32 protein-coding genes are annotated in these 26,418 nt (G+C 43.7%); 28 read left to right on the top strand and 4 right to left on the bottom strand.

The genetic code is table 11. The annotated features are described in order from the left end of the window. Positions 1-82 precede the first annotated feature (82 nt). From MH144_RS20965 to MH144_RS21005, 9 genes are all read left to right on the top strand, one after another. Positions 83-349 carry a DUF1635 domain-containing protein gene (locus MH144_RS20965; RefSeq protein ID WP_239303904.1) on the top strand — a complete coding sequence of 89 codons (267 nt, stop codon included), beginning with the start codon at positions 83-85 and terminating at the stop codon, positions 347-349. Between the two features lie 5 nt (positions 350-354). Continuing rightward, positions 355-558 carry a hypothetical protein gene (locus MH144_RS20970; protein WP_239303907.1) on the top strand — a complete coding sequence of 68 codons (204 nt, stop codon included), beginning with the start codon at positions 355-357 and terminating at the stop codon, positions 556-558. A 1-nt stretch (position 559) separates the two neighbouring features. Continuing rightward, positions 560-931: a hypothetical protein gene (locus MH144_RS20975; RefSeq protein ID WP_239303909.1), complete on the top strand. Its 372-nt coding sequence runs from the start codon at positions 560-562 to the stop codon at positions 929-931. Next, positions 915-1,769 carry a peptidoglycan recognition protein family protein gene (locus tag MH144_RS20980; protein WP_239303911.1) on the top strand — a complete coding sequence of 285 codons (855 nt, stop codon included), beginning with the start codon at positions 915-917 and terminating at the stop codon, positions 1,767-1,769. The genes MH144_RS20975 and MH144_RS20980 overlap by 17 nt, the downstream gene beginning before the upstream one ends. A gap of 22 nt (positions 1,770-1,791) precedes the next feature. Then, positions 1,792-2,235, top strand: a complete 444-nt coding sequence (locus tag MH144_RS20985) for a hypothetical protein (RefSeq protein WP_239303914.1) — start codon at positions 1,792-1,794, stop codon at positions 2,233-2,235. Between the two features lie 278 nt (positions 2,236-2,513). Beyond that, positions 2,514-2,948 (top strand): hypothetical protein, encoded by a 435-nt coding sequence (locus tag MH144_RS20990; protein WP_239303917.1) that lies wholly within the window; start codon positions 2,514-2,516, stop codon positions 2,946-2,948. Then, positions 2,941-3,417, top strand: a complete 477-nt coding sequence (locus MH144_RS20995; RefSeq protein ID WP_239303919.1) for a hypothetical protein — start codon at positions 2,941-2,943, stop codon at positions 3,415-3,417. Before MH144_RS20990 ends, MH144_RS20995 begins: the two co-directional genes overlap by 8 nt. Before the next feature lie 10 nt (positions 3,418-3,427). Then, positions 3,428-3,982: a hypothetical protein gene (locus MH144_RS21000; RefSeq protein WP_239303922.1), complete on the top strand. Its 555-nt coding sequence runs from the start codon at positions 3,428-3,430 to the stop codon at positions 3,980-3,982. 66 nt (positions 3,983-4,048) lie between these two features. Next, on the top strand, positions 4,049-4,258 hold the full coding sequence (locus MH144_RS21005; protein ID WP_239303925.1) for a hypothetical protein: 210 nt from the start codon (positions 4,049-4,051) through the stop codon (positions 4,256-4,258). Positions 4,259-4,288: 30 nt separating this feature from the next. Here the strand turns inward: MH144_RS21005 and MH144_RS21010 are convergent, their stop codons facing one another. From MH144_RS21010 to MH144_RS21020, 3 genes are read right to left on the bottom strand one after another with little or no spacing between them, the layout of a single operon-like run. Then, positions 4,289-4,738 (bottom strand): NucA/NucB deoxyribonuclease domain-containing protein, encoded by a 450-nt coding sequence (locus tag MH144_RS21010; RefSeq protein ID WP_239303927.1) that lies wholly within the window; start codon positions 4,736-4,738, stop codon positions 4,289-4,291. 15 nt (positions 4,739-4,753) lie between these two features. Next, positions 4,754-5,041 carry a hypothetical protein gene (locus MH144_RS21015; protein ID WP_239303929.1) on the bottom strand — a complete coding sequence of 96 codons (288 nt, stop codon included), beginning with the start codon at positions 5,039-5,041 and terminating at the stop codon, positions 4,754-4,756. Further along, a complete protein-coding gene (locus tag MH144_RS21020; RefSeq protein ID WP_239303931.1) occupies positions 5,038-5,289 on the bottom strand; it encodes a DUF7667 family protein in 252 nt (83 codons plus the stop codon). The genes MH144_RS21015 and MH144_RS21020 overlap by 4 nt, the downstream gene beginning before the upstream one ends. Positions 5,290-5,414: 125 nt before the next feature. Here MH144_RS21020 and MH144_RS21025 point away from each other — a divergent pair, with 125 nt between their 5' ends. The 8 genes from MH144_RS21025 to MH144_RS21055 all read left to right on the top strand — a co-directional run bounded on the left by MH144_RS21025 (position 5,415) and on the right by MH144_RS21055 (position 9,045). Then, the gene (locus MH144_RS21025; RefSeq protein WP_239303933.1) at positions 5,415-5,579 is read left to right on the top strand and encodes a hypothetical protein; all 165 of its coding nucleotides are present in this window, start codon (positions 5,415-5,417) and stop codon (positions 5,577-5,579) included. A 92-nt stretch (positions 5,580-5,671) separates the two neighbouring features. Continuing rightward, entirely contained in the window at positions 5,672-6,076 is a 405-nt protein-coding gene (locus MH144_RS21030) for a hypothetical protein (protein WP_239303935.1), read from the top strand. Positions 6,077-6,078: 2 nt separating this feature from the next. Next, entirely contained in the window at positions 6,079-6,618 is a 540-nt protein-coding gene (locus MH144_RS21035) for a hypothetical protein (RefSeq protein ID WP_239303937.1), read from the top strand. A 380-nt stretch (positions 6,619-6,998) separates the two neighbouring features. Then, positions 6,999-7,334, top strand: coding sequence for a YolD-like family protein (locus MH144_RS21040; protein WP_239303939.1), 336 nt, complete (start codon positions 6,999-7,001; stop codon positions 7,332-7,334). 72 nt (positions 7,335-7,406) lie between these two features. After that, entirely contained in the window at positions 7,407-8,069 is a 663-nt protein-coding gene (locus tag MH144_RS21045; RefSeq protein ID WP_239303940.1) for a hypothetical protein, read from the top strand. Further along, positions 8,062-8,544, top strand: a complete 483-nt coding sequence (locus tag MH144_RS21050) for an accessory gene regulator B family protein (RefSeq protein ID WP_239303942.1) — start codon at positions 8,062-8,064, stop codon at positions 8,542-8,544. Before MH144_RS21045 ends, MH144_RS21050 begins: the two co-directional genes overlap by 8 nt. Beyond that, positions 8,537-8,671: a hypothetical protein gene (locus MH144_RS30855; protein ID WP_275440227.1), complete on the top strand. Its 135-nt coding sequence runs from the start codon at positions 8,537-8,539 to the stop codon at positions 8,669-8,671. Before MH144_RS21050 ends, MH144_RS30855 begins: the two co-directional genes overlap by 8 nt. 8 nt (positions 8,672-8,679) lie before the next feature. Then, positions 8,680-9,045, top strand: coding sequence for a hypothetical protein (locus MH144_RS21055; protein WP_239303944.1), 366 nt, complete (start codon positions 8,680-8,682; stop codon positions 9,043-9,045). Positions 9,046-9,304: 259 nt separating this feature from the next. Here the strand turns inward: MH144_RS21055 and MH144_RS21060 are convergent, their stop codons facing one another. Beyond that, on the bottom strand, positions 9,305-9,520 hold the full coding sequence (locus MH144_RS21060) for a helix-turn-helix domain-containing protein (protein ID WP_239303946.1): 216 nt from the start codon (positions 9,518-9,520) through the stop codon (positions 9,305-9,307). Between the two features lie 117 nt (positions 9,521-9,637). Here MH144_RS21060 and MH144_RS21065 point away from each other — a divergent pair, with 117 nt between their 5' ends. The 11 genes from MH144_RS21065 to MH144_RS21115 all read left to right on the top strand — a co-directional run bounded on the left by MH144_RS21065 (position 9,638) and on the right by MH144_RS21115 (position 26,225). After that, the gene (locus MH144_RS21065) at positions 9,638-9,895 is read left to right on the top strand and encodes an oxidoreductase (RefSeq protein WP_239303949.1); all 258 of its coding nucleotides are present in this window, start codon (positions 9,638-9,640) and stop codon (positions 9,893-9,895) included. 525 nt (positions 9,896-10,420) lie between these two features. After that, the gene (locus tag MH144_RS21070) at positions 10,421-11,311 is read left to right on the top strand and encodes a DUF6597 domain-containing transcriptional factor (protein ID WP_239303951.1); all 891 of its coding nucleotides are present in this window, start codon (positions 10,421-10,423) and stop codon (positions 11,309-11,311) included. Positions 11,312-11,356: 45 nt separating this feature from the next. Further along, positions 11,357-11,845, top strand: a complete 489-nt coding sequence (locus MH144_RS21075; RefSeq protein ID WP_239303953.1) for a DinB family protein — start codon at positions 11,357-11,359, stop codon at positions 11,843-11,845. Between the two features lie 177 nt (positions 11,846-12,022). Beyond that, positions 12,023-12,310, top strand: coding sequence for a hypothetical protein (locus MH144_RS21080; protein WP_127538166.1), 288 nt, complete (start codon positions 12,023-12,025; stop codon positions 12,308-12,310). Between the two features lie 210 nt (positions 12,311-12,520). Further along, complete coding sequence (locus MH144_RS21085) at positions 12,521-13,078, top strand: GNAT family N-acetyltransferase (protein ID WP_239303955.1); 558 nt, start codon at positions 12,521-12,523, stop codon at positions 13,076-13,078. 328 nt (positions 13,079-13,406) lie between these two features. After that, positions 13,407-14,252 (top strand): rhamnulose-1-phosphate aldolase, encoded by an 846-nt coding sequence (gene rhaD, locus MH144_RS21090; RefSeq protein WP_239303957.1) that lies wholly within the window; start codon positions 13,407-13,409, stop codon positions 14,250-14,252. 252 nt (positions 14,253-14,504) lie between these two features. Continuing rightward, entirely contained in the window at positions 14,505-16,322 is a 1,818-nt protein-coding gene (locus MH144_RS21095) for an APC family permease (RefSeq protein ID WP_239303959.1), read from the top strand. A gap of 342 nt (positions 16,323-16,664) precedes the next feature. Next, on the top strand, positions 16,665-17,627 hold the full coding sequence (locus MH144_RS21100; RefSeq protein WP_239303961.1) for a carbohydrate ABC transporter permease: 963 nt from the start codon (positions 16,665-16,667) through the stop codon (positions 17,625-17,627). Continuing rightward, positions 17,624-18,445, top strand: coding sequence for a carbohydrate ABC transporter permease (locus tag MH144_RS21105; protein ID WP_239303964.1), 822 nt, complete (start codon positions 17,624-17,626; stop codon positions 18,443-18,445). Before MH144_RS21100 ends, MH144_RS21105 begins: the two co-directional genes overlap by 4 nt. Before the next feature lie 271 nt (positions 18,446-18,716). Next, on the top strand, positions 18,717-20,081 hold the full coding sequence (locus tag MH144_RS21110; protein WP_239303967.1) for an ABC transporter substrate-binding protein: 1,365 nt from the start codon (positions 18,717-18,719) through the stop codon (positions 20,079-20,081). Positions 20,082-20,693: 612 nt separating this feature from the next. Further along, complete coding sequence (locus MH144_RS21115) at positions 20,694-26,225, top strand: S-layer homology domain-containing protein (protein ID WP_239303969.1); 5,532 nt, start codon at positions 20,694-20,696, stop codon at positions 26,223-26,225. Positions 26,226-26,418 lie beyond the last annotated feature (193 nt).

Below are 26,418 nucleotides of genomic sequence, written 5' to 3' on the forward strand. Positions count from 1 at the left end.
ATAGGGTAGCGTAACACGTCTGGATCTGGAGCGTGTCTTTTTGTCATGGGGTCACATTATATAGAGATAGGGGAGCGAGGGGATGAGCTGGTTGGATACATTAAAGGAAGTCCTGCCGCTGGCTGAAAAGTACGGACTTGCTTTAGTGCTAATGTTCGTGCTTTTTGGCGTATGCATCTATTTAGTCAGATCGGCTATAACGGATGCTAGAAAAGAGAGAGATGAAGCACAGGAACAACTCCAAAAACTAACCGAGAAAATGAATGCCGAGCGAGAGAAATTCATGGAGCCGTTGCTGAATATGGTTAATAACTTAAAAAAGGATTCTGGCGAGGATCGAGGAGGCTGAAACCGGTGATAAAGTGGATTAAACGGCTACTCCCACGTCAAGATAGAGAGAAAGAGAGGGAGCTCCAAGCGGTAAAGCATAAAGCATCGTTAGCGATGCAGCGTTACAGCGAATGCTCAACAGAGATCAAGGCAAAGATTGAGCAAAATCACTTTGCACGTTATTTGGTCTATGAAAAAGGGGGAAGCACGGAGCATGCACACAATTGATATGATCATACTAACTACGTATTTTATTTGCGCTATATGCGGTGTCTATAACCTTTTAGCACATGGGAAGTACTTTAAAGAACGATTTAAATCGGGTGTTGTCAGTGCATTTATGCTGGCGATGCTCTTTTTTTTGGGAGCATACACATTCAAGATGTTTGTCGCAATATGGATTAGGCTCAGCACGTCTCTAACGGGTCGCGACGCTGTTCTGGAAGCAATCCAGACTTACGCATGGACCATTGCAATGTTCGGAACCACAACGGGTCTGGTGATCTTATCTATCTTAACTTACACCAAGCGATATGACTTGTTTGTGTACTTGCGGAAGATCGATAAAAAGGGGGAACCAGACGATGTTGAAGAAAGGTAACTTTTTGCTGATGGAGTCATCCGAATTCCAAGGGTGGCTCCAACAACAGAAAATAACCAGACTGATAAATAAACTGCAGGTCCATCACACATGGCTCCCTAATTACAGCACACGGCGTAATCAGGACCATTTCAAGGCGCTGGAAGGGATTCGAAATACACACCTTGCAAATGGATGGACTGGTACAGGCCAAAACATAACTGTATTTGAAGATGGCAAGATAGCGATTAGTATGGATCGAGATTTAAATCAAACACCTGCAGGTATACGAGGTGCAAACACAGGTGCTCTCTGCGTGGAGATCATCGGCAATTTTGATGTCGGCGGTGACCGCATGACAGACGAGCAGAAACAGGCTGTATTGCATCTCTATGCTTGTTTGGCGATCAAACTTAACATACCAGTCAACACAAACAATATTGTCTATCACGCTTGGTACACGGCCTCTGGACAATGGATAGGTGACTACGTGCAGGGGCGTTCCAGTAAAACGTGCCCGGGAACTAACTTTTTCGGTGATGGTAATACACGATTGGCAGCAGCGCAAGGATTTATACCAGCTGTAAAAGCTGAAGTAATGCGAATTCAAATGGGAGGCGATGAACCAATGACAGAATCAGAAAAGAAACGTGTTGACGATTTGCAAGCAACTGTAGATGCTCAGGCCAAGTGGATCGAGGCCGAGAAAGCGAAAGCTAATATGGAGTGTCCAAGCTGGGCTAAGACGGCCTATGAGTATTACAAGCCTTATATTGCTGACAGCAAGGGTAGTTATGACTTCTGGCGGCAATTAGTAATCAACTATCGCAAAGAAGCTGGCATTAAAGTTCAATCCTAATAAAAAAAGGTGAGGTGCAAAAATGAATGAAATTATCCAATCTACTGTAACAACGGTTCTTGTCTCTATTGCATGTCTGTTGGTGGCATTGCTGTTCTGGTTTTTGCTGAAGGAATGGCGTCAGCTTGGCGCTTGGATTGCGGCACGTAAAGCAGCAGCAGAGGCGAAGTCTGCTGAGTCCATTCAAAATACGCTATGGAGTGTGGCGCAAGAAGCATACGCTAAGGCTGAACATGCATTAGGTGAATTAGCCGGGTCCGAAAAGATGGACGTGGCTCTTAATTATGCAGTCAAACGATTACGTGCACTAGGTATTGTGGTTAATGCAGATGAAATCCGAGCGAAGATCCAGGAGGCTTGGGTTAAGCTGGACAAGATTCCAAAGCAACAAGCTGCTTCTGTAGCTAGTAAGGAAGTAGTTGCTGAGGTGCTTAAAGAGGAAATCAATAGAGCAGTTCAAAGATAACATACAAGGCCTCGTTTATAAATTAAGCGAGGCTAGTCTTTTTTCATCCAATAAAACAGCTTTTAAACTTCTTCAACATACATAAATTTGTCATAGAATAAACAAAAAGGTAGGAGGTTATTTAGTAGGAGGTGTAGAATGCTTTATAATATAAAATAGGCTATTGAATAGACGGCCAAAATTTGATAGATTATATAGTTTTCCAAGAAACATATTGATTAGTAGATTTTAAAGATTATAATAAAGCTAAAATAATTTATTTCTGAGAGGTTGCTATAATGACCCTACCTATCAATTTTAGATCTCTAATGGTATTTGAAGATGTCAATATTGTAGAAAATCAAGCAAACCCGCAAGTCAGTTTGGTTCAGCCCGTGTTGAATTTCTTAGTCCCTTTTTTACCTACTCAGTTGAGCTTTTGTGTATTCGCTGCTGTTTCAGATTTTAAACCTGAAGATGTGAACAACGTCGAAATTGTAATTACAAATGAATTAACTAAAGAAGATATTATGATTATCCCTTGGCAAATTGAGCAGATCGAACAACCAACTGGTATAACCTCTACTGGCATTATGATTTCTAACATCAGAAATCTTATAATTCCTAACGAAGGCCAATATACAGTGTCTTTAAAAACATATGGCGAGGTACTGGGTACAACGTATTTTGAAGTTTTCCCACAACCACAAAAGATGGAGACAAACAATGCCTAATCTTACAATGACCAATTATCAAGGGAATGTCGAAGCCAAGGCGACTGTAGAGGTAGAAGGGGGAAACAATAAATCCCTAAATAACTTGACCAAAATGACCGTTGTTGGTTTGACAGTTATAGCGAACATGATTTATCCAGCAAGTACGCATGTTCAACAAGGCAATAACCTAACTGCGAACAGAACAACAGGCATAAACTCTGTGGTAGGTGGTTATACTTCTATAAAAACCACTGAGTTAACTGGCTCAACAAATGGGGAGTTGGAGGCGATGGAAGTGAGGAGGATCTCAAGAAATAATTCCTTTGATTTCAATGCAGAACTTGAATACCACAATAAACTGCCGTCCAACCCACGTATAGATATCACAGAGAATTTTGAGATAAAACCAATGAAGCATTTAAAAGAATCTGAGGTAAAGTTCTCATTAGAATACGCGGGTCGATTGCCAAAGCGCCCTAGAATCTGAGGTGATTGAAATGGCAGATAGCTGGTACGATATTATTAAGAGTGATGATCCAATAAATCAAGGAGATATACTTTTAGGATGCCCAATTATTATTCCTGAATACCCTAAAGACTACCTGGAATTAAAAAATGAAACTATAAAAGAGGCATCCGCAAAAGTATATTTTGATAACGTAGTAGTTTTAACTCAAGGATGTCTGATTGCTGGACCAAGTGGTCCGAAAGTAGATATGGTAACAGTGGCGCCATTTAGCGACGCCAAGGAAGATAGTTGGGGTACTGTCTCTGCAATAATGAAGGGAGAAAGACCTCCATATTACCTTTTAAATAAATCGGATCTAGAAATTGAAATTGATTATTCTATAGTGGACTTTGCGAACATTTATAGCATTACTTATGCACTATTAGACTCTTTTAGATTGAATACTGAAAAGAGATTGAGATTAAAAAGTCCATATGTCGAAGAGTTATCACAAAGATTTGGCTACTTTTATTCTAAAGTCGGTCAACCAAACGGATCAATTAATAAAGATGAGTTGAAAGCTCTGTGCACTAAGTCTAATTAATTTGTATCTTAGTCCCGCTATAAAAAAGCGGGTTTTTCTATAATTTTTATAATTATTGGTGACCTAATGAACAATACATACAAAGTGCTAACCACAGATATGGAATTCTTCACAGCTGCCATAAACCAGGTACGTGTATCGGTATGGCACGTTCAGGACGACAGAGAAGCGCTCATGGACTATGGTGGACCAATAGAAGAGTATAGTCCTCTTTCAATTAAAATCATGGGTGGCAGATACTTTCGCAATATGTACGAATTCAGAGTACAAAAATAGAGCAGGAGGGATAGCCTCGCTGCTCTTTGTTTATTCAAAAATAAACTCCACTAAGGTCCCATCCGGATATTCCTCTAACTGATTTCCTACCCAGCTGCCGGCACCACGATTATCGGATGGACTTATGTATTCAATATCTGCGCCTTCTCCACCTTCTGCACACATTGCCATTGGCCATTCATCACGGTCATAGCCTTTCTTCGTTTCTACGCCTCTCAGTGACAGTTTACGGTTGTTTTCTGCTCCGTCCCGGTCAATAGTGCATGTTGCTGGATGACCGCTCTCTATGGCGTTCTGGATGTGCTGAGCTGTCTCTGGATAGCGATCAGCAGGGAAGGTGATCTGTACCGTTGCTTCTTGTTCCTGCCGTGTTACAGGTGTTGTTTCTTCTGGTATTACTTCCGGATCCGTGTCGTTCCAATTCAGTATTGATCCAACGATAATCACCGCTAAGGCAATTGTTACAAGCATCTTCCTCATTCTCTGACCTCCCATTTAATACTTCGGTAACTCCTTGAAATACTCCTTCACCTGACGCTCTAGAAGGGTGTATTCACGCTTTATACGCCAGTTCCTTATAATGTACCGTTTCTCCTGTGTAACGAGCGCAGGAGTGGTTACCCATCCCGTACAGCGATCATCCACATTAAACCCATACTTATCAAATGCCTTTATACATATTAATCGGACAGACTCAGGGTTTTGCTTACCTGTACCAGCACATTGATAGCACACATAACCAGAAGAGTAGCGGCCGGAGCCGCCACAGCGTTCACAGTTCATCGTGCATCACCATATGTAACTTTGCCGGTGATCTGCAGTTCCTCCAAGCGAGCACACGTTTCATGCTGCCATTCGGTATCCTCGGTCATAGAAGCAAGCAGGGATTCATTTTGCAACCGTGCTAATGTCCAACAGTGTTTGGCGTTCAAAGCCATACAGTGTTCAAGTTCAATCAATTCAGACTCCGATAACGGACGCTTTTTATTGATGGACCATAACTCAGCCATTCTTGCGTGATAAGGGAACATTTTTAACCGCCTCCTTGATCTTATGAGCCTATTTTACATGCTTTAAAATGCTGTGTAAATACCTAATTCAAATATTGTTAAATATTTTTAAATGCTGTAAAATTGGTGGACAAGGAGTTGATGTTATGGCAGGCAGACCGCCGAAGAAAGAAAAGAAGATAAGAGAGGCAATTTACTTTGAACCAGAGCTTATTGAGTGGCTGCGCGAGGAAGCTGAAAAGCAAAAATGTACTGTTAGTGTAATTGTTAATCAAATTACTGCCGCTAAGAAAGCTGAGTCCGCTACATAGAGTTGGCTTTCTTAGTTTTCAAATAAAAAGAGGTAATTGATGATTGGTGGCGAATAATGCTATCAATAATCTTAGGCGAGGGAGTAATAAGCGTGAAAGACATCAAAATATCATACATGATTGTTGCTCAAAACATTAATTATGTAAAAGTGAATGACGGAGATATACAATTCTCAATTGTAGAACCATTAGTTAGCATACATATTCCCGAATTCCCTACCTTACTTAAATGTAGAGTCGCTTTTACAGCGACTGGGATGGAATACGGAGAAGCTTACAGAACATTCTTCAAAGTCAATGAACCCGATGGAAAGGTGGCTTTAGAAAAGGAAAAAAAGATAGTTTGCGATACTCACAGCGTATCACTTGTTGTCACCACCTTTGTTCAGGATATTGAAATTACTTTGTTTGAACCGGGTAAATATACTTTTGAAGCAGGTTTTAGGGATGTTATATCTGAAAAGTACACTTTACATGTGTGGCAAGGAGAGGTGTAGAAATGGCAAAACCTAATAAGGTAGTTTTTATGCCTAACGTCGATCCTCAATACACCTCGGATAGCATTGTTATTGGAGAAGAAGCATCAAAAGAAGAAATGAATGTATACAATCAGTCACCTACAGCGTATATTAGTGTTAAGAAGGAGGAACACACTATGGATGATTCCACTAAAGTTTTACTCAATCGCTTAGATCAAGACATGCGTGATCATAAGCAGGAGATTAGGGATCGTGATGCTTCCATCCTTACAGATGCAAAAGAACGTGAGAATAGGTATCGCGAAGAATTGAAAGCGCAAGATGAGCGTTGGAGACAAGAGACTAAAGAGCGTGAAGAACGCATCCTGAGAGCAATTGAGCAGGGGAATGAGAGCACCGAAAAACGGTTGGCTGCTATAGAAAGTGAAGTCTCAGCTAGTGTTAAACATTCACAAACGATGGTTACAACTAATATTGTTGCTGCTATTGCTACATTTATCGGGGTTGCAGCACTCGTCATTACCACGATCGTAGCACTTGTGCAATTAATACCTAAATGATGCTCAGTCCTCGGACTGGGTATTTTTACTGTTGCCCAAAGAACGTACGTTCGCATATAATAAATACGAGGTGATAACATGTTAACGGACTACCAACGTAAAGTGCTTCGGATCTTGTACAACTATAGTGGCATTCGGCGTAGATTCCCGACAATCCATGAACTGACTGTTAAAACAGGTAAGCACGAGCCTGACGTTAAGGATGCCCTCAACGCTCTTATAGACGCTGGATACATAAGTTGGGATGATAAATCAGATACAAACACAATCGTCATCCTGGAGGGCTGGGAACGCGATTCAGAGCGACCTATAACTCCACAACCAAAACCAAAACAAACTGATATAAGCTACTGGACCGAATACTAAGGGAGGCGTTTATCATGGGTAGCAAATTAGCTGGTAACGGATTATTCGAGGGATCATCAAGGCTCATTTTACCTGAGCACCGTGAAGCTTATCTGGCTGAAATGGAGAAGCAGAAGAGACGTGGGCAGCCAGAATTAGACGATCAGGAAGTACAAGAAATCGAACGCAAAATAGTTGAGTCTTATAATAGAAGATGTACGATTGATTTGGTATTATTTAACCCTTTCTTCGATGAAGAATTGTCCGGTGTCGTGGTAGGTCTAAATGTCGGCCGGCGTGAAGTCAAGTTGATGTTAGATGAAGAATTTAGATGGATAAAATTAGCTGAAATAACTTCTGCATCTGTATGAAATTGACTGTGGAATTTGTCTCCCTTCCAGTATAATCAAACTATATCGATTACAAAGGGAGACGGTGTTTAAGTGGGGGCTGCTACATATATTTTGATTGGTGCGCTTGATGTTTTTGCTGTGTTGGTTCTTATGCTAAAACTATATCGACTGCCGGTTAAGGACAAATTACTGGGGAAAGTAATTTTTTCTATACTTGCAGCGGGTGTTTCGTACTTAATTAGAATGATCTTGAACATACCAATTATCGATACTGCCGTTTTGATGTTGATGGTTATACTTTTTTTTCGATACTATTTAGAAATAAAGTTTTTCTACTCAGCTCTGATCTCAAGTGCTGGAATGAGCGCGTATGTCATTATTCAACTTTCTCTAGCTATGATTTATATGGCAATTGGAGGAGATGTTCAAAGTGTTGTTTTAGAAACGCAGGGATACAAAGTCCAACTAATGCAAATATGTTCAATAGCCGTAGCTTATATAATCACAACACTAATGTTTATATTTAGATGGGGATTTTCCTTTATCCCAGTACCTCCACATGATTTTAATATAAAAGTTGATTACAACAAGAATAGAGCTTTACTCATCACTACCATTGCGACATTAATATTTATATCATTTGCAATGGTAATGCTGATGAATTATGTGATCGTCTTATTGATCCCGGCAGCGTTGTTGAGTTTTGGAGTCTCCTATTACTTCTCGAATAGGAGGGATCTGATAATTGATTGAAACAATCTCGAGGCGGTTGGCGTTAAGTATTAAAACAGCTTATCCAAAAGCCGATATTGAAATTATAGAATTCGAACTAGGCAGAAAAATTAATCATTATTCCATCATAGTAGGCACAATGATAATCGGATTTTTATCAGGGCATTTTTTCTCTTCTATTATAGGGATGATATTATTCGCTTTTGCTCGCAAGTTAACTGGTGGAATTCACTTCAATTTAACTGTGTGTACTTTTGTTTCGGTGGGTCTATTTTCCATCATTCCTGTAATTCACATGAGTACATCTCTTGTGGTAATATTAAGCATACTTACATCCATTTTTTTCATGATAACTTCAATTAATAAGGATAAGGCATGGTTGATTAGCGTTGTAAGTATTGCGAACATAAGTATGGTTTCATCAACGGTGGTACTAGCTCTGCTTGCACAAATGATTTTACTATTACCTTTGAGAGGAGGAGATTTTTATGAATAAAACTTTAGCTAAATTTTTATCCATCCGACTAGAAGACAGCGCAAAAAAAAGCGTTGAAGATGCAAAGGTGTTCATTGGTTCACAACCTATTCCAACCTCGCTTAAAAAGAAAAATAAAGATAAGTAGGATTTAATATGGACAATCTCGATCATTATGTGATTGGTTCCACCGTTGTTAACGATAAAGAAATAGGTGAGTATGGACTCAAGAATCTAAAGGGTCTTTGCTATATAAATATGTACTCTCCGAAACGAAACTATTTAGTACCTCAATATCATACTAACCAGTATTCGTTTTCGGATGTCCGGACATTTGAAGCATGCAAACAACTATTTCCTAATCTCATTCAATTAGATAGTGGTTTGCTTGTTAACATGAGTGAAGTTGAGCATGTTGAAGAGACGAGGTTCGGACTTTATGCGCATTTTTATAGCGGACTTAAAACGGAGATTGCCAAGAACAAAAAGGATCTTGATATTATAAAAAGATTAATGAAATAGGCCCAGTCATTAGGACATGGGTTTTTTATTTACCATAATATCATTTATATGTCAAGAAATTTCGATACTAGTACGGAAATCAGCGGTGTCGTCCTATAATACGACATCTATCGACACGTTCCACTATTTACATGTGGTATGATTTATATGGAAATAATAGAACATACAGAGGGGTGGTTTATTATAGTTGTTAACTGAATATTTCCGCACTTTGTATAGTCCAGGCTATACATTATCCCGGGGAGACGCCTGTTAAGCGCTAGGAAAAGTGCCATTCGTAAAGATCCTCGGCGTGACAGTTAAGGACATACGAGCACAAAACGGCAGCCTCATAAGACATTTTCTCGCGATTGTTAACCCAGTTGGATATTTGTTGAGGAGCATAACCTGTTCTCCTCGACAATTGCGCTTGAGTAGTCTTGGCTTCAGCGATCCGCAGCTTCAACAGACATCGTCCCCGGGAGATGTTAGGCACTTTAATTCTCCTTACTCGGGGAAAACATAATTGGTTCGAGGGAAATTATAACATCAATATACTTACAGGTAAATGAACATTGATACTAAAAACGCACATCTAAGAGGAGAAGTTGCGATGACACAAATAAAAAGTAGTGGTGAAAATGGTGAGAAGATAAAACAAATTTTATTATACTGTGAAACTAAAGAGGACCCGTTGCATACCAGACTTGCTGGGATCTTAAATGAACTTTGGGACGTGCCTGGAGTGAGTAAAGATCTGCTTTCAGAGATAGAGGATTTGTATATTCAAAAAGGGGAAGTGTATTGCACGGTTGCCTATGAAGCTGGTTACCAAGATGCTGTGAAAACCATGAAAACTGCTAACATGTAAACGATTTGTTAACCAACTGTTGTTAACGATTATCTTCGAAAGTTAACGATGTTACAAATATAATAGAAGGAAACCGTGAATTATCGCCATCATTTCTTCTGATGTTAAACATGTTACAGTATATTCCGAAATGGGCGGCATGATGTAAGAAAGGTTTAACAACCTTTTTGAACCATCTAGCAACTCCTATTTTATGAGTAGAAGAAGACCCCGAGAGATGTGCACTTAAACAAGTGACTTCTTTTGGGGTCTTTTGTTTCGTTCGATGACATAAGGATGGGAGATTACTCATGGGTAATCTAAAATTTGATGTACCTTTCATCTGAATTTCAGATTCACTTAAGGTAGTGAAGGTAATATCAATCTTGTAAGCCCCTTCTCGTGTTAAATAGATGTGTGACTGGCCCTATCGGATTGTCCTCCGGTAGGGCGCTTTTTTTCCTGAATTATCCTACAGATGATATGATAGAGAAAATAATAGAGTGAATGAAATACTTATTCTTATGTTTAGGAGGGGAGTTTTCGGTGGACGCCAGGCTGCACCCGTTGTTCAGGCCGATTCAGATGAATGGGACCGATTCACAAACCTATTATATTGAACAACCACCATCTCACCCGATGACGGCCTATATCGCCTGTTCCTGGGAATCGGGAACAACTTTATATGCTGGTGGTTGCAACCTTATAGAGAACGTTCCCAGCAGAGTATTACCTGATGGCTGTACGGATATCCTGATAACATACGATGCTGTTCTTCAGCAGCATTCTTTTGCCTACTGTGGCAATTATACAGAGCCGTTTGCCATTCCTGTGAGTGTAGATGTTAACCCGCCTGCGGATTACACCTTTGGTGTTCGATTTTTCCCCGGTGGAGCACGTCACTTTCATGGTATGCCGCTAGAATCCTTTACGGATAGGCGCATCCCCTTGGAGGAATGCTGGCCAGCTAACATCGACGAGCTCCGTGAACGAATGGCTGGGACCAAACATTTTGAAGAGAGGGTGCAAGTCATGGAGACGTATTTGTGCCTATTATCTGGGGATGGAAGTACATACGAGAAAGATCTGATGAAGAATGCCATGCACCGGATCTTTACTAATGGTGGACGAATGAGTGTGAAAGAGCTGGCCAGCTGTGAAGTTGTCAGTGAGCGTCATCTGCATCGCAGGTTCGGTGAATGGGTGGGGATCAGCCCCAAACGGTTTAGCGAGGTCGTTCGATTTCATTGTGTTCTGAGAGATATTCATCAGGGGCATCGTACAGACTGGGCGGCACTTGCACAGAATCATGGATTCTTCGATCAGGCCCATCTAATTCGGCAATTCCGCAAATTGTATGGAGAGACTCCGCTGACCGCTGCCAATGAACATCGCCGGATGATGTCCGAATTGTACAATAGAAGAGACGAGCCTTAGTATATACTGGAAATGTGAGAATTTATAATAAAGGAGATTTAACCTATGAATGGGACAATGCAAATTCGGGATCATTTGTTGAATGAGTTGGAGACAGGTGTAAGGACCGGAGCTTCTCTAATTCGTCTGATTCGTCCGGAAGACTGGGCTTATCGCCCTCAGGAAAACATGCGTTCACTGGTGGAGCTGGTTCACCACTGGATCCAGATTACGGCATCTGACCTTGCCATCATGCAGGAGAAGAGTGAAGCGGAAGTTGGAACGATAGAGAATAGTCTATCTGGTATCGAGAATATTGAACAGTTGGAAGCGGTCCTGTGGCGCAATTTTGAAACATACAAAGCGTACATCGTATCACTGAGTGAAGAGGACCTGTTGAATCGGTCTACTACTGCCTTTTATATGGAACATGGACATGTACAGGTGAAATGGCAAATTGAGACCGTTACCCATGTGTTCCATCATCGTTCCCAGTTGTACAACTATCTTAAGCAGCAAGGACATGAGCTAAACTTTTTCATGTTATACGCATAATCATGAGGCCCTGAAGGCAGACACATCTGTGTCGATCCCTTTGGGCCTTTTTGTGTTAGTGGCCTATATAAACTATGAAGTCTATCAAAAATGGACGTAATTCCATGGTCAATTTACCGTTACAATGCTAGATTCCAAACATAGAATACCGTATCAAAGCAAAAGGAGGTGATTTCAATGGCCATCCTTTTACCACAACAGTTTTACAACTTGGCTGCTGGCGTAGGGAAATCGTATTACGAAAATCTGTTTGGAGGTACCAATGCCAGCATCACAGTGAACAACTTTGGACCTGCTCCGGTAGAACTGGTTGTCACTCGTGTCAATGCACCGGTGATCACGTATACGATTCCTGCGGGTAACAGCCTCACGTTGTCGGTTCATTTGCTGCTCGTTGCTGCCTTGTTAACTACGGTTGCAGGTGCTTCGACCGGTACGATCCAAATCGCAACATCTGATTTCTAATGAACGCAGCATGCTTTGATAAGCCCTTGTCGGACATGATGTCGACGGGGGCTTTTCTAATTCAAGGAGATCATTTAAATAGATGTATGAATAGAGTCACAGCCTGCTATTTCTAATATTACATCCTTCTGTTTATGAGGGAAGCTATACGAGTAATTTATAGTAGAGACATCCAGTAGGACAATGCATAGAGGCAGGAGGGGTAGAAATATGGATCAAAGCAATAAAACAGGCATGAAAAGCAGAGAACCATTTCTGGAAACGAAGCGGCTTGAATTCTTCACCTGGAGCGAGGAGGATCGACCGTTGGCTTCGGCACTCTGGGGCGACCCCGAGGTGACAAAGTGGATTAGCAGCAAAGGGTTTATGAGCGAGGATGAGATCGAAGCCAGACTCGCGCAGGAGATGGAACGGCAGCGGGAGATGGAGGTACAGTACTGGCCACTTTTTGATAAGGAAACAGGTGTATTCGTGGGTTGCTGCGGATTGCGCCCTTATGCATCGGATGAGAAAATCTATGAATTCGGTGTCCATTTGACCAGAGATCACTGGGGTAAAGGATATGCACTTGAAGCGGGGAAGGCCGTTATCCGCTATGCATTTGAGCAATTGGGTGTCCAAGCACTCTTCGCAGGACATCATCCAGAGAATGGCGTATCCAAACGGCTGCTGCAGAAGCTTGGGTTTACTTATAAGAAAGATGAATTCTACGAGTCGACAGGCAAGATGCATCCATCGTACCTTTTGTTGGAATCAGAAATGAAGTAATTGTGCGGAAGGTCTGCTATTCCGTTTTTCATTGTTTTTTTATGCGATTTTCAGCTTCTATTAAGGTAGAGAGGGTAAGATATTTCTTGTAAACCCCTTCTCGTGTTAGATAGATGTGTGACTAGCCCTGCCGGAATCCGGCAGGGTATTTTTTTGTGTGAGGTTTTAAAAAAAATGATAAAAACAAATATAAACAAAAATAAATAAAGATTAATTGCGGTTTTTTTATTGACTAGTAAAGATAAACAAAGGTATAATGAATGTGAAAAAAGGAACTTACTATGTACGTGAACCATATCGACATTTTCCAAATAAGGAGAGAATGATCATGAACGTGACCCTTAGAAACGAAGCGACGCAAGCAGTGGGTTGGGATATTCCCTTTATCCGTGAGATGGCGGAGATTACGCAGCATATGTGGAAAAATGGTTGGGATGAGCGCAACGGAGGGAATGTCAGTTATCTGCTGGAAGAAGAAGAAGTAGCGAGATACATTGATATCCATCAGGTTATAAGGCGGATTAAACCTGCATTTTCAGTACATGAACTGGCAGGTAAATATGTAATCGTGACCGCTTCGGGCAAATATTTCAAAAATGTACTTGCCGATCCGGAGAGTAATCTGGGGTTGCTGCGCGTTTCGGATGATGGAGAGGCGTTGGAAGTGCTCTGGGGATTGAAGAATGGGGCGAATCCAACGAGTGAGCTGCCTACGCATTTTATGAGCCATATTGAACGTCTGAAAGTGGACCCGAACCACCGGGTGGTCATGCATAACCATGCCACTAACGTGCTGGCGATGACGTTTATCCACGAACTGGATGAAGCGAAATTCACGAAAACTCTATGGCAGATGTGTACGGAATGTGTGGTCGTTTTCCCGGACGGCGTTGGCATTATCCCGTGGATGGTACCTGGATCGAATGAGATCGGCCGTGAGACGGCGGAGAAAATGAAGGAAGTTCATGCGGTCATCTGGCCGCAGCATGGGATCTTCGGGACAGGAACAACGATCGACGAGGCCTTCGGTCTCATTGAGACAATTGAGAAAGCAGCTCAGGTTTACATGTTGGTTGCGGGTCATGAGATTCGGCAGCGAATTACGGACGAACAGCTGACAACGTTGGCTCAGGCATTTGGGGTTACCCCGCGTGCAGGTATTCTTAATAATTGAGAAGCTGATAAAATGAATGGTCTTCGGTTCTATGAACCGGGGGCCATTTCTTATTTTTCGGCTAACAAACGTCATTTCGGTTCAAAAAAGTTCAAAACACTGATAAAGCACCGCTTTGTTATCCATTATTGAATCGTAGGATGCATTATCACACGCTGGCGATTTTCGGGTGAAATGACGTATTGTCAGGGAGCTTTGGATTTTGCATAATAACAATGCTTCACAGATGAGAGACGGAAGGAAGTTATGATCATGCTTGGCAAAATGAAGAGAATCTTAATCGGCAGACCGATGAAATCGGCTGAACTGGATGCAGAAAAGTTGGGGAAATGGAAGGCTCTCGCCATCCTGTCCTCCGATGCGCTATCCTCCGTGGCCTATGGAACGGAACAGATTTTGCTGGTGCTTGTAGCGGCCGGATTTGCCGCCTTGTGGTATTCTGTACCCATTTCCATCGCGGTGCTCGGATTACTCGTCATTTTAATTTTTTCCTACCGTCAGACGATATTTGCTTATCCTACGGGTGGCGGTGCGTATATCGTAGCCAAGGATAATCTGGGGACTACATCCAGCCTAATTGCTGGAGGATCTCTGCTGGTCGATTATATTCTAACGGTCGCTGTAAGTTCATCTGCAGGGACGGATGCCATTACTTCTGCTTTTCCAGTGCTTCATGATTACAGCGTAGTGATTGCACTGATAATGATTGTTTTTCTAACGATTATGAATTTGCGGGGAGTTACCGAATCGGCTTCCGTATTGGCGATCCCGATCTACCTGTTTATCTTTTCGATTGCGGTTCTCATTATATCGGGCGGCATTAAGTTTCTGACAGGCGGCATGGAAGCAGCCGCGCCTGAATTCGGAACAAGTCTGTCTCATGTAAGTATATTTCTGCTGCTGAAGGCGTTCAGCTCCGGCTGTTCCGCTCTGACCGGTGTGGAGGCCGTCAGTAATGCCATTCCGAACTTCAAGCAGCCTGCAGAGAAAAACGCAGCCGGCACGCTGATGCTCATGGGATGCATTCTCGGGGTTATGTTTATCGGGATTACGTTGCTTGCCTTCGGTTACGGGGTGAAACCGGATCCCCATGCTACGGTGATTTCACAGATTGCCGAAGCAACCTTCGGCAGAGGGTGGATGTATTTTATCATCCAGGGGGTGACGGCACTCATCTTGTTCCTGGCAGCGAATACGGCTTATTCCGCATTCCCGCTGCTGTCCTTCATGATGGCTAAGGACAAATATATGCCTCATATGTTTATGGTTAGGGGAGACCGGCTGGGCTTCTCGAACGGCATTATTTTTCTGAGTGTCATGTCGGCCTTGCTTGTTGTTGGATTCAAAGGAAATACGGAAAGCCTGATCCCGCTCTACGCGGTGGGTGTATTTATCCCATTCACCTTGTCACAGCTGGGCATGATGATTCGCTGGATCAAAGTGAAGCCGTCAGGCTGGCAGATGAAGTTGCTGGTGAATACAATCGGTATGCTGACCACATTGTCGATCACATTGATCTTCATTTTCACCAAGTTCACGCAAACGTGGGTCATCTTTATCTTTTTGCCACTCGTCGTATATGTTTTCATGCGTATTCACCGTCATTACTGCAATATTGCAGATGAACTGCGTATTGATATCAAACTCGATAAGCCAGCGCAAAAAGGCAATACAATCGTCATTCCGGTAGCTGGGATCACGCGGGTGGTCATGAACACGATCAGTTATGCAAAGACGATGTCGGATCATGTGGTGGCCTTGTATATCGGATTCGATGATGAATCGATTCGCAAGATGGAGCAGAAGTGGGAGGAATGGAACCCGGGTGTGCGTTTGGTTGTTATTAAATCAAGATATCGCAGCATTATGGGCCCGCTGAAGAAATTCATCGATACCGTGGAGTGGAAAACGGCCGAGACTGACCACATCACCATTTTGATTCCGCAATTTATCACCAAGCATTGGTGGCAAAATGTACTTCATAACCAGACCAGCTTCATGATTCGCGCCTATCTGATTAATTATAAAGACGTCATTGTGACGACGGTCCCGTATCATCTTAATCGGTAGATAGCTGTGTGAAACGACAAGTTTATTTGGACTTATTGTAGATTATTGTAAAAAAAGGATGAGGGTATCATGGCATCCTCGTTTATATTTCATTTACACAACGAACCGCAGGAATATCCCGGAATGGGGATTCCTGCGGTTTTTTCGTTCGTTTCTAAGCGTCCAACCTATCAATCTGAATGCTCGCTCATATGGTAAAGTCCCTTGTCCACGATTAACGCTAAGTTGATTCTGAGTGAATTCTGCTGTGACATTCGACTTTTACACTAGATAACGTGGTGCTGATGAAGCTGAAGTAACATTCACACACCGAATGCGTAGACCAAGGGGGAAGAAAATCCGATGAGTGAGCTTGATAACCGGATCAGCTTGCCCGCCGCCAGACGGCGCGTATCCGATACCAAAGAGCGCCGGACAGCTTCGCTGCGAGTGCAGCGGACGCGGGAGAATCTGCTGGCCTATGGTTTCCTGGCACCATCGCTGCTTTTGTTTGCAGTGTTTCTGTTTTACCCAATGTTCAAGTCTGTTTATCTGAGTTTGCACTCCACAGATCCTACCGGCCAAATCGCGGCTTATGTGGGACTGGACAATTTCAAGGCCGTGTTTCAGTCGGGGCTGTTTTTACAGGGCATGAAAGTAACGCTGCTGTTTGTCCTGTTCACTGTGCCAACCGGCATACTGGCTGCCTTAATTCTGGCCGCGCTCACTCACAACCGTTTCAAGGGCATGCGCTTGTTCCAGTTTGTATTCTCTTTGCCTGTTGTATTATCGGTTGGTTCGTCGGCCGTCATCTGGAAGTTCCTGTTCCACCCGACTCTGGGCATGTTGAATTATTTGCTTAGCAAGGTGGGCATCGATCCAATCCCTTGGCTGACCAGTCCGGATTGGGCGCTAGTCTCCATTTCCATCATGACGATCTGGATGAATCTTGGATTCAATTACATTATCTTGTCCAGCGGATTGCAAGGCATCCCGGATGAGATTTATGAAAGTGCGAAAATGGATGGTGCAGGACCTCTGCTTACGTTTCGCAAAATCTCCATGCCACTGCTTTCACCAACACTGTTTTTTGTTACAGTCGTTTCGATCATCGGAGCATTTCAGTCGTTTGGGCAGATTAACATATTAACCCGTGGGGGACCAATGGACAGTACCAATGTATTCGTCTATTCCATCTATCAGGAAGCCTTCGTGAATTTCCGCTTCGGAACGGGAAGTGCACAGGCACTCATCCTCTTCGCGGTCATTATGCTGCTAACCCTGATTCAGTTCAAGTGGGTGGAAAGGAAAGTGCATTACCAATGAGGACACCGTGGACGAAAACGCTATTGTATGTATTGCTTACCATCTGTGCGGCGCTAGTGTTGTATCCGGTGCTGTACACCTTTTTCATGGCCGTCATGACGCCTGAGGATGCCAGTGCCTATCCGCCGCATATCATTCCGCAGTCGATCGATTTATCCAACTTTACCGAAGTGTTTGATATCGTCCCCATCGGTTCCTTCATCGGTAATACATTCCTGGTTGCAGGTCTGACGATGCTGGGACAGCTGATAACAGCGAGTATGGCTGCGTATGCTTTTGCCAAAATGCAGTTTAAAGGGAAAAACCTCATCTTCAGCATGTTTGTTGCAACGATGATGATCCCTTGGGAAGTCACCATGATTCCCAATTATCTGACCATCCGCAGTTGGGGATGGCTGGATAGTTATCAAGGGCTCACTGTACCATTTCTGGCAACGGCATTTGGTACGTTCCTGTTAAGACAGTTCTTTATGCAGCTGCCGAAGGAGCTATTTGAAGCGGCGAAGATCGATGGGTGCGGACATATCCGCTATTTTATATCACATGTTCTGCCGCTATCCCGTCCTGCATTAGGAACGCTGGCGATCTATTCATTCCTGAATATGTACAACTCCTATCTGTGGCCACTGCTCGTAACCAACACGCCAGAGATGAGAACGGTGCAGATCGGAATTTCGATGCTGGAGTTCCAGGAATCCACGGCGTGGAATCTGGTGTTTGCCGGAACGGCACTAGTTATCCTGCCGTCGTTGTTGCTACTTGTTTTCGGGTTGAAACAGCTTGTCCGCGGTATGGCCGCAGGCGCGCTGAAAGGCTAGTTAGAACGAAGGTTTTATACCAAGGAACGAACAAACAAACAAGGCTCACTCTTAAAATGGGTTCTTTAAAGGCTGCAAATGTAGTGGAGGAGAGGAATCGATTCTGTAGAAGCGTAGCGTTCGCCTTTGTCTCAAAATTTAAACAACTAAAAGATCTATTCAAGTAAATCTGGAGACAACAGCGATCGAAAGAACGATTCATATCCGTAACGGCTACCTTGCAAACATAAAGCACTTATTTTGAAATGAGCCACAAAAAAGGAGAGAGATTATGCGTTTGAAAAAAAGAGGGACATTTGCATTAATGCTGGCTGCACTTATGTTGGTGATATCCGCCTGTGGCGGCAAAACAGAGACAAGCAGTCCGGTAAGTGGAGCTCAAGCGGATGCGGCAGCTGCTGAGCCGACTCAACTGACGTGGTGGCATTCCATGTCCGGAGCAGGGGAGAAGGCCATTAACCAGCTCGCTTCCGATTTCAACGCAAGTCATCCAGATATTCAGGTAAAAGCAATTTATCAAGGAAAATACGATGAGAGCTTAAACAAGCTGAAAGCATCGATGGGATCGGACAGCGGTCCAGACATCATCCAGGTATACGAGATTGGCAGCAAGTTTATGATTGATTCGGGCATGATCACACCAGTACAAAACTTTATAGACAAAGACAAGTTCGACCTGTCCCAACTGGAGCCGAATATCATCCGTTATTACACGATTGATGGCAAACTGAACGCCATGCCTTTCAACACATCCAATCCGATTCTGTACTACAACAAGGATATGTTTAAGGCAGCAGGTCTTGATCCAGAGAATCCACCAAAAACATATGAAGAGTTTGAACAAGCTGCAAAAGCACTCGCAAAAGACGGCAAGCCGGGTGCATCCATGGCGATCTACGGCTGGTTCATGGAGCAGTTCTTCGCAAACCAGAATGCAAATTATGTAAACAATGGTAACGGACGAGACGGCGCTGCGACGGAATCTCTCTTGAATTCCGAAGCGGGTGTGAAGACGCTGACATGGTGGAAAAAGATGATTGATGAGAAGACTCTCTCCAATCTGGGTCGCAGCACAGACGATACAACGGCAGCATTTACCGCAGAGCAAATCGGTATGACACTGGATTCTACCGCTGGATTGCGCAAAATTGTAGAAGGTGCTGGCGGCAAGTTTGAACTGGGAACAGGCTTCTTGCCTCGTCCGGCAGATGCCAATGAAGGCGGCGTGGTTGTTGGTGGTGCAAGCCTGTACATCATGAACAATAAATCGGAAGCACAGCAGCAAGCTGCTTGGGAATTCATTAAGTACTTGGCGACCCCTGAAGTACAAGCGAGCTGGAGTGTTGCGACAGGATACTTCCCAATTACGACAGCAGCCTACGATCAGCAAGTATTAAAGGATAATATGGCGAAGTACCCGCAATTCCAGACAGCAGTCGACCAATTGCACGCTTCCGCTGATTCGACAGCAACATCCGGGGCTGTAATGGGCGTATTCCCTGAGGCTCGACAACTTGTCGAAACGGCGATTGAGACGGTACTAAACGGACAAGGTACACCGCAAGAAGCACTCGATACAGCTGCGAAACAAATTACAGACAAGATTGCGCAGTATAACAGCACGGTGAAGAAGTAAGATCGTATTTTAAAGTTTGTAGGGATGGGTGCAGCAGAATCGCTGTATCTATCCCTTTTTGTATACCAAGTGTAGGTTCTTTGTTATTTAACATACTGTTAAAAAATTAACATTCCATTAATTAGGATTGACTCTGATGTTAATACTTCATCTTTAAAATGGAGCAATGTGGTGATCAAACTTGATCGTCATATCATTTTGTCGTGTGAAAATACATGGCTTAAGTCATGGTTCTTAGCGTTTCTGGGATAAAAGGGATTGTCATCAAATGTCGAAATTTTAATGGAGTTGATTATATGGTGTTAGTTTAGGTTACATAAATAGTTTAATGCGCACATGGATATGACTCAAAAAGATTAAAAAGACATAATTTAGACCTGGAAATAGTCCTGTTTAATATTTTTATATAGAAAATAGTTTGTTTTTGTAACATGCATGTTCTATTTTCTTCCGTTCAGCAAAAATAATGTTTACATGAGCCTGTGGTTCAGTTATCTTATATTTGAACTAATGTACAAGCTCTCTGAACAAATGATTGTAAATTCAAAACATGGGGGTAGGAAAAAGATGCACAGTAAGCAAATAAAGAGTTGGCTCAGGTTATTCTTAGCGATGATCCTGCTGGTAACAGGGGCTATTCCTGCTGGATTATTCAGCAGCAAGGCAGCTGCAGCGGACGAGCCATTGACAGTTGCCCAGGCACAGGCTAAAAATTCTGACAAATCAATAGCAACTGTTGAAGGGTATGTTGTTGGTTACTACAACAGTGGATCTTCTATCCAGTTAAGTCCTCCGTTTACTTCAGACACTAATTTTGCCTTGGCAGATCGCCCTGATGAAACGGATGTAAGCAAAATGATGCCAGTTCAAGTCCCAACAAATGCTCCTCGTAGCACTTTTGGTTTACAAAGTAATACTGCCTTGTATCATTCCAAAGTTCGTATCAATAGCGCTTCACTTGAAACCTATTTTACGGTTAATGGAATTAAAAGCACCTCTTCAACCACCTTTCAACTGATTGATGAGACGCCTGAAACCAAGGTGGCAAACGTCACCGCAAATCCCTCCTCTGGTGCTGTTCCGGCTGGGACACAGGTTACACTGGAAACAACTACAGTTGGTGCAGCAGTTTATTACAAGCAGGATACAGACACCAATTACCTCCCATACACCGTACCCATCACAGTAAATGATGCAACTTATATTGAAACCTATGCAGCAAAAGACGGTCTAGAAAATAGTGAACTTATTCATTTCAATTATACAATCGTTGATAATACGCCAATCTCAATCTCCAGTGCCAGAAACCAATCGGAGAACACCCCGATTACCGTTCAAGGCATTGTGACCTACCGGGAAGAGTCCGGAGGCATGGCCAATCTGTACATCCAGGATGAGAATGCCGGAATCGTCGTTCGCGGAACGGATTCCACAGTAGAGCCGGGAGACCGTATTGAAGCGTATGGCCCACTCACAATTTATAACGGTTTACTTCAGATAGAGAAAGACAAGGCCGGGTTCCCGGGCGGTTACATCAAAATTTTGGACAAGAATCAAGGAATTCCAGCACCGATCACTCTGATATCCAAAGACTTCATGCCGGCTGAGGGCGGAGGCAAGGGTGCAGGCGGTATTTTTGAGGGGATGCTTGTCGAAGTGAATGAAGTCACAGTGACAAGAAGCAGCAGTTCTACCTTCTTTGCGACAGATGCCGATGGTGCAGAAATCACGATCTATGCCAAAAATAGTCCAACTGCACTGGCAGTAGGCAAAACATACGAAAAAGTGACAGGCGTCATGACGTATCACACAAGCTATGGCCTTGAGCTGATTCCACGTACGGCAGCAGATGTTGTCGAAAATCTGCTCTCCGTAACAGCCAGTGCCCCGTCCGGTGGTATTGTCAAAGGATCAACCGTAACCTTGTCCTCACCAACAGCAGGAGCGGAAATTTATTACACGGTTGATGGAACAGAACCAACCCAAACATCTACACTTTATAGTGGCCCGATCACAGTAGACGAAGATACGGTTGTTAAAGCGATGGCCGTATCAGGTGGAAACACAAGTGATGTATATAGCTTTACGTACACCGTTCTTCAGGAGCTGGACAACCTTAGAATCCACGATATTCAAGGAGCCTCTCATAACTCCCTGTATGATGGTCTCGCTGTCCAAAATGTTGAAGGTATCGTGACTCATGTTGTCAATGCAAGTTCGTTCTATATGCAGGAGATTCCTGGCATGGAAGATGACGATGTAAAAACATCTGAGGGTATCCTTATTTATAAATCCACTCATGGCATGGCGGTAGGCAACAAAGTCAGCGTATCCGGTCAAGTGAAGGAATATGCGACAGCAACGACCGAACTGGCGACAACTGAAATTGTGGCTACAGCGATTACGGTTGAAGGTGAAAGTCAGACGCTGCCTGAACCTGTAATTCTTGGGAAGAATGGCCGAATGATCCCTACCGTAATTGATTCTGATCAGTTCGGTGAGTTTAATCCGGATGTGGATGCAATCGACTTTTACGAGAGTTTGGAAGGCATGAGAGTGCAGCTTGATCAAGCTACGATTGTCGGTCCGTACTCCAGTGAACCAGGATTGGCAGTTGTTGTAGATAATGGTGAAAACAATCCGTTACGAACGCCTGCAGGAGGAGTCATTCTGACAGGAGATGGTGCGGAACCATTCGAGAGCTCCCTGAATCCGCAGCGGCTATTTATCAATAAAAAACCGTCTCAGGCAGTTAAGACGGGGGACAAGCTCGCTGATTCTGTCAAAGGTGTTATGACTTACGCTAACGGCAATTTTAAAGTAGTTCCAGAAGGGAATTTGCTGCCGGCAATTATTTCGAGTGACCTGAAACAGGCAACAACGGAAATTGAGCAAGCTGATGATAAACTGACGATTGCAACCTTCAACGTGGAGAATTTCAGCCAGAAGGACGCAGCAAGAGCAGTGAAAATCGGTAGTATTGTGGTTAACAACCTCAAAAATCCTGATGTTATCGGTATCATGGAAGTACAGGATAACGATGGAGCTACCGACAGCGGGACAACTGCTGCGGATGCGAGCTTCCAGACTTTAATTGATGCAATTGCTAATAATGGTGGTCCTACTTATAAGTACACGGATATTGCTCCGGTAAACAACCTGGATGGCGGGGCTCCGGGTGCCAACATTCGTGTAGGTTTCCTGTACAACGAGGCGCGAGTTTCTTTGAAACAAGGAACTAAGGGAGATGCTACAACAGCGATCCAAGTGGAATCGGATGGAACACTGTCCCTGAATCCAGGGCGTATTGATCCCACAAACGATGCATTTGCCAGCTCACGTAAACCTCTAGCAGCTGAATTTGAATTTAATGGAGAACGAGTAGTCGTGATTGCGAATCACCTGAATTCCAAAGGTGGCGATCTGAAGCCTTACGGTAGTATTCAGCCTGCGACACGAAGCAGTGAAATTCAGCGTGCCAGACAGGCAACTGCAGTGAATGGTTTTGTGAAAGAGCTCTTAGACAAAGATCCTAACGTTAATGTAGCTGTACTTGGGGATTTCAATGACTTCCAGTTCTCCAAGACTTTGAATATTATTGAAGGCAATGAACTGGACAATCTGGTGAATAAGCTGCCAGAAAATAAACGTTATTCCTACATTTATGACGGTAATTCTCAAACACTGGACCACGTTTTGGTGAGCAAAAATCTGTCTGAAACAGCAGCCATTGAAGTGGTGCATGTGAATGCGGATTTTGAAACAGCTGATGGACGCGTCAGTGACCATGATCCACTGCTTGCACAACTGAGCATTGGAAGTAACGCAGAGGAAGGTGACTTCAACCTTCGTGTATTGCACACCAATGACACGCATGCGCACTTGGATAACATTCCGCGCCGCGTAACGGCGATCAAAGAAACACGTAACGATAACACCTTGGTGCTGGATGCCGGGGACGTGTTCTCTGGAACCCTGTATTTCAATCTGTTCAATGGTCAAGCGGATCTGGAATTCATGAACATGATCGGATACGACGCAATGACCTTTGGTAACCACGAGTTTGATAAAGGGACTGGCGTGCTGAAGCAATTCATTGAGAAAGCGGAATTCCCATTCGTAAGTGCCAATATCGACTTTACGAAGGATGCCAACTTGGGCAGCTTATACAAAGATACCATTGGTCGACCGGCTGAAAAGGCTGAGATCTATCCGGCTATCATTACGGAAGTAAACGGCGAGAAGGTGGGAATCTTCGGCTTAACGACTACAGATACCGTATCTCTGTCCTCACCGGGAGATGATCTGAAGTTCGAGAATTACATTGCAAGTGCACAGGCAACCGTTGCCATGCTGGAGCAAGAAGGAATTAACAAAATTATTGCACTGACTCACCTGGGATACTCGGAAGACCTGAAGCTGGCTGAAGCTGTGGAGGGCATCGATATTGTAGTCGGAGGTCACTCGCACACGATTCTAAGCGAGCCGGTAGTGGTCGAGACTCATGCTGAACCGATTCTGGTTGTCCAAACGGGAGAATATGATGTTTCCCTGGGTCAATTGGATGTCACGTTCGATGCAGAAGGTGTGTTGAAAACGTGGAACGGCAAATTGCTGAGTCTGGATGCGAAAGATTCTGCGGGTAATTATGTATATCAAGATGACCCGGCAGCAAAAGCAAAGCTGGCAGAATATGCACCACAGCTGGAAGAGTTCAAGAAAGAAGTCATCGGCAAAACGAACGTATTCCTCGATGGAGAACGTGGTAACGTACGCAAGCAGGAAACCAACCTGGGTAACCTGATGACAGACGGCATGCTGGAAAAAGTGAAAGCCATCGTCAAGGAAAACGACGTGAAAGGATATGTGGCCATCCAAAACGGCGGCGGTATCCGGGCATCGTTCCAGAAAGGTGACATTACGTTGGGTGATCTGCTCACCGTTATGCCATTCGGTAACAACCTATCTGCACTGAAAATGACAGGTAAGGAAATTACAGCTGCTCTGGAAAATGGTGTGAGCGGTGTGGAAACAGGAGAGGGACGCTTCCCGCAAGTATCGGGCATGCGCTTTTACTACGATTCCACGAAACCAGGTGAGAAAATTGATTCTGCGACCAATACCGTGACGCAAGAAGGTCAACGCATAGTGAAAGTGCAAATCAAAAATGCGGATGGTACGTACACAGATATTGATCCAAACGGATACTACATTGTGGCGACCAACTCCTTTATGGCTGGCGGCGGAGACTTCTACCGCGCCATGAGAGCAGCGAAGGATGACAACCGCTTCTATGAACTGAATCTGGTAGACTATGAGATTTTCCATGAGCATTTGGATCGGGTGGGTGTAGTTAATCAGACAACAGAAGGACGCAGTACGGATCTGAAAGGATCTCCGCTTCCGGGTGAAGGAAACGGAAGTAATCCTGGTAATGGTGGAGGAAACAACGGTAGCAATCCGGGCAGTGGCAATAGTGGTGGGGGCACAACAACACCGACTACACCAACGACACCGGAAACGCCAACCAATCCGACAGAACCAACGACACCAACAACGCCATCTGTTCCGGGTAATGGAAATGGCGATGGAACGACAACACCGAATCCGGGTGTCATTCTTAAGGATATCGATAATCACTGGGCAGCTGCTGCAATCCAGGAAGCCATTTCCCGGGGAATTGTTAACGGATATGCAGACGGTAATTTCCGTCCTAATGCTCCGGCTACACGTGCTGAATTTGCAGTCATGCTTGCAAGAGCATTCGAACTTCCAGCCAGCAACAAGGCGTTAACGTTCAAGGATGCGAATAAAATTCCGGCGTGGGCACAATCCTTTATAGCCCAGGCGGTTGAACAAGGCATTATCAGCGGATACACTGATGAGACATTCCGTGCATCAGGCAAAGTAACACGCGTGGAAATGACAGTCATGCTGGTAAGAGCACTGGGACTTCCGATTGAATCCAATGCAACGTTAAGCTTCACAGATGCAAATAAAGTTCCGGCATGGGCAGTTCCTTACATTGCTGCAGCTTATGAAGCCGGATTGGTTAAGGGCTCAGGCAATAACATGTTTAATCCGCTTGCGAATGCAACCCGTGCAGAAGTGGTGACGTTGTTGATCTCGGCAAGTGAACTATAATTAGAATCTGTATTAAAGAAGTTAAGCTTCCCAATCAGAAACAAATCAGGTTTGTTCAAATCGCTACAAACCCCGAATGAGTTTAACTTCTAGCACTCGATTTAAACGGCTTGCAGACCACAATCTGTAAGCCGTTTTTTTACTATTTAATTACTGTTCATTTTCACCATGAGCGAGTATAGTAAACAGGATT

This window comes from Paenibacillus sp. ACRRY, assembly GCF_022346995.1.
Taxonomy (GTDB): domain Bacteria; phylum Bacillota; class Bacilli; order Paenibacillales; family Paenibacillaceae; genus Paenibacillus.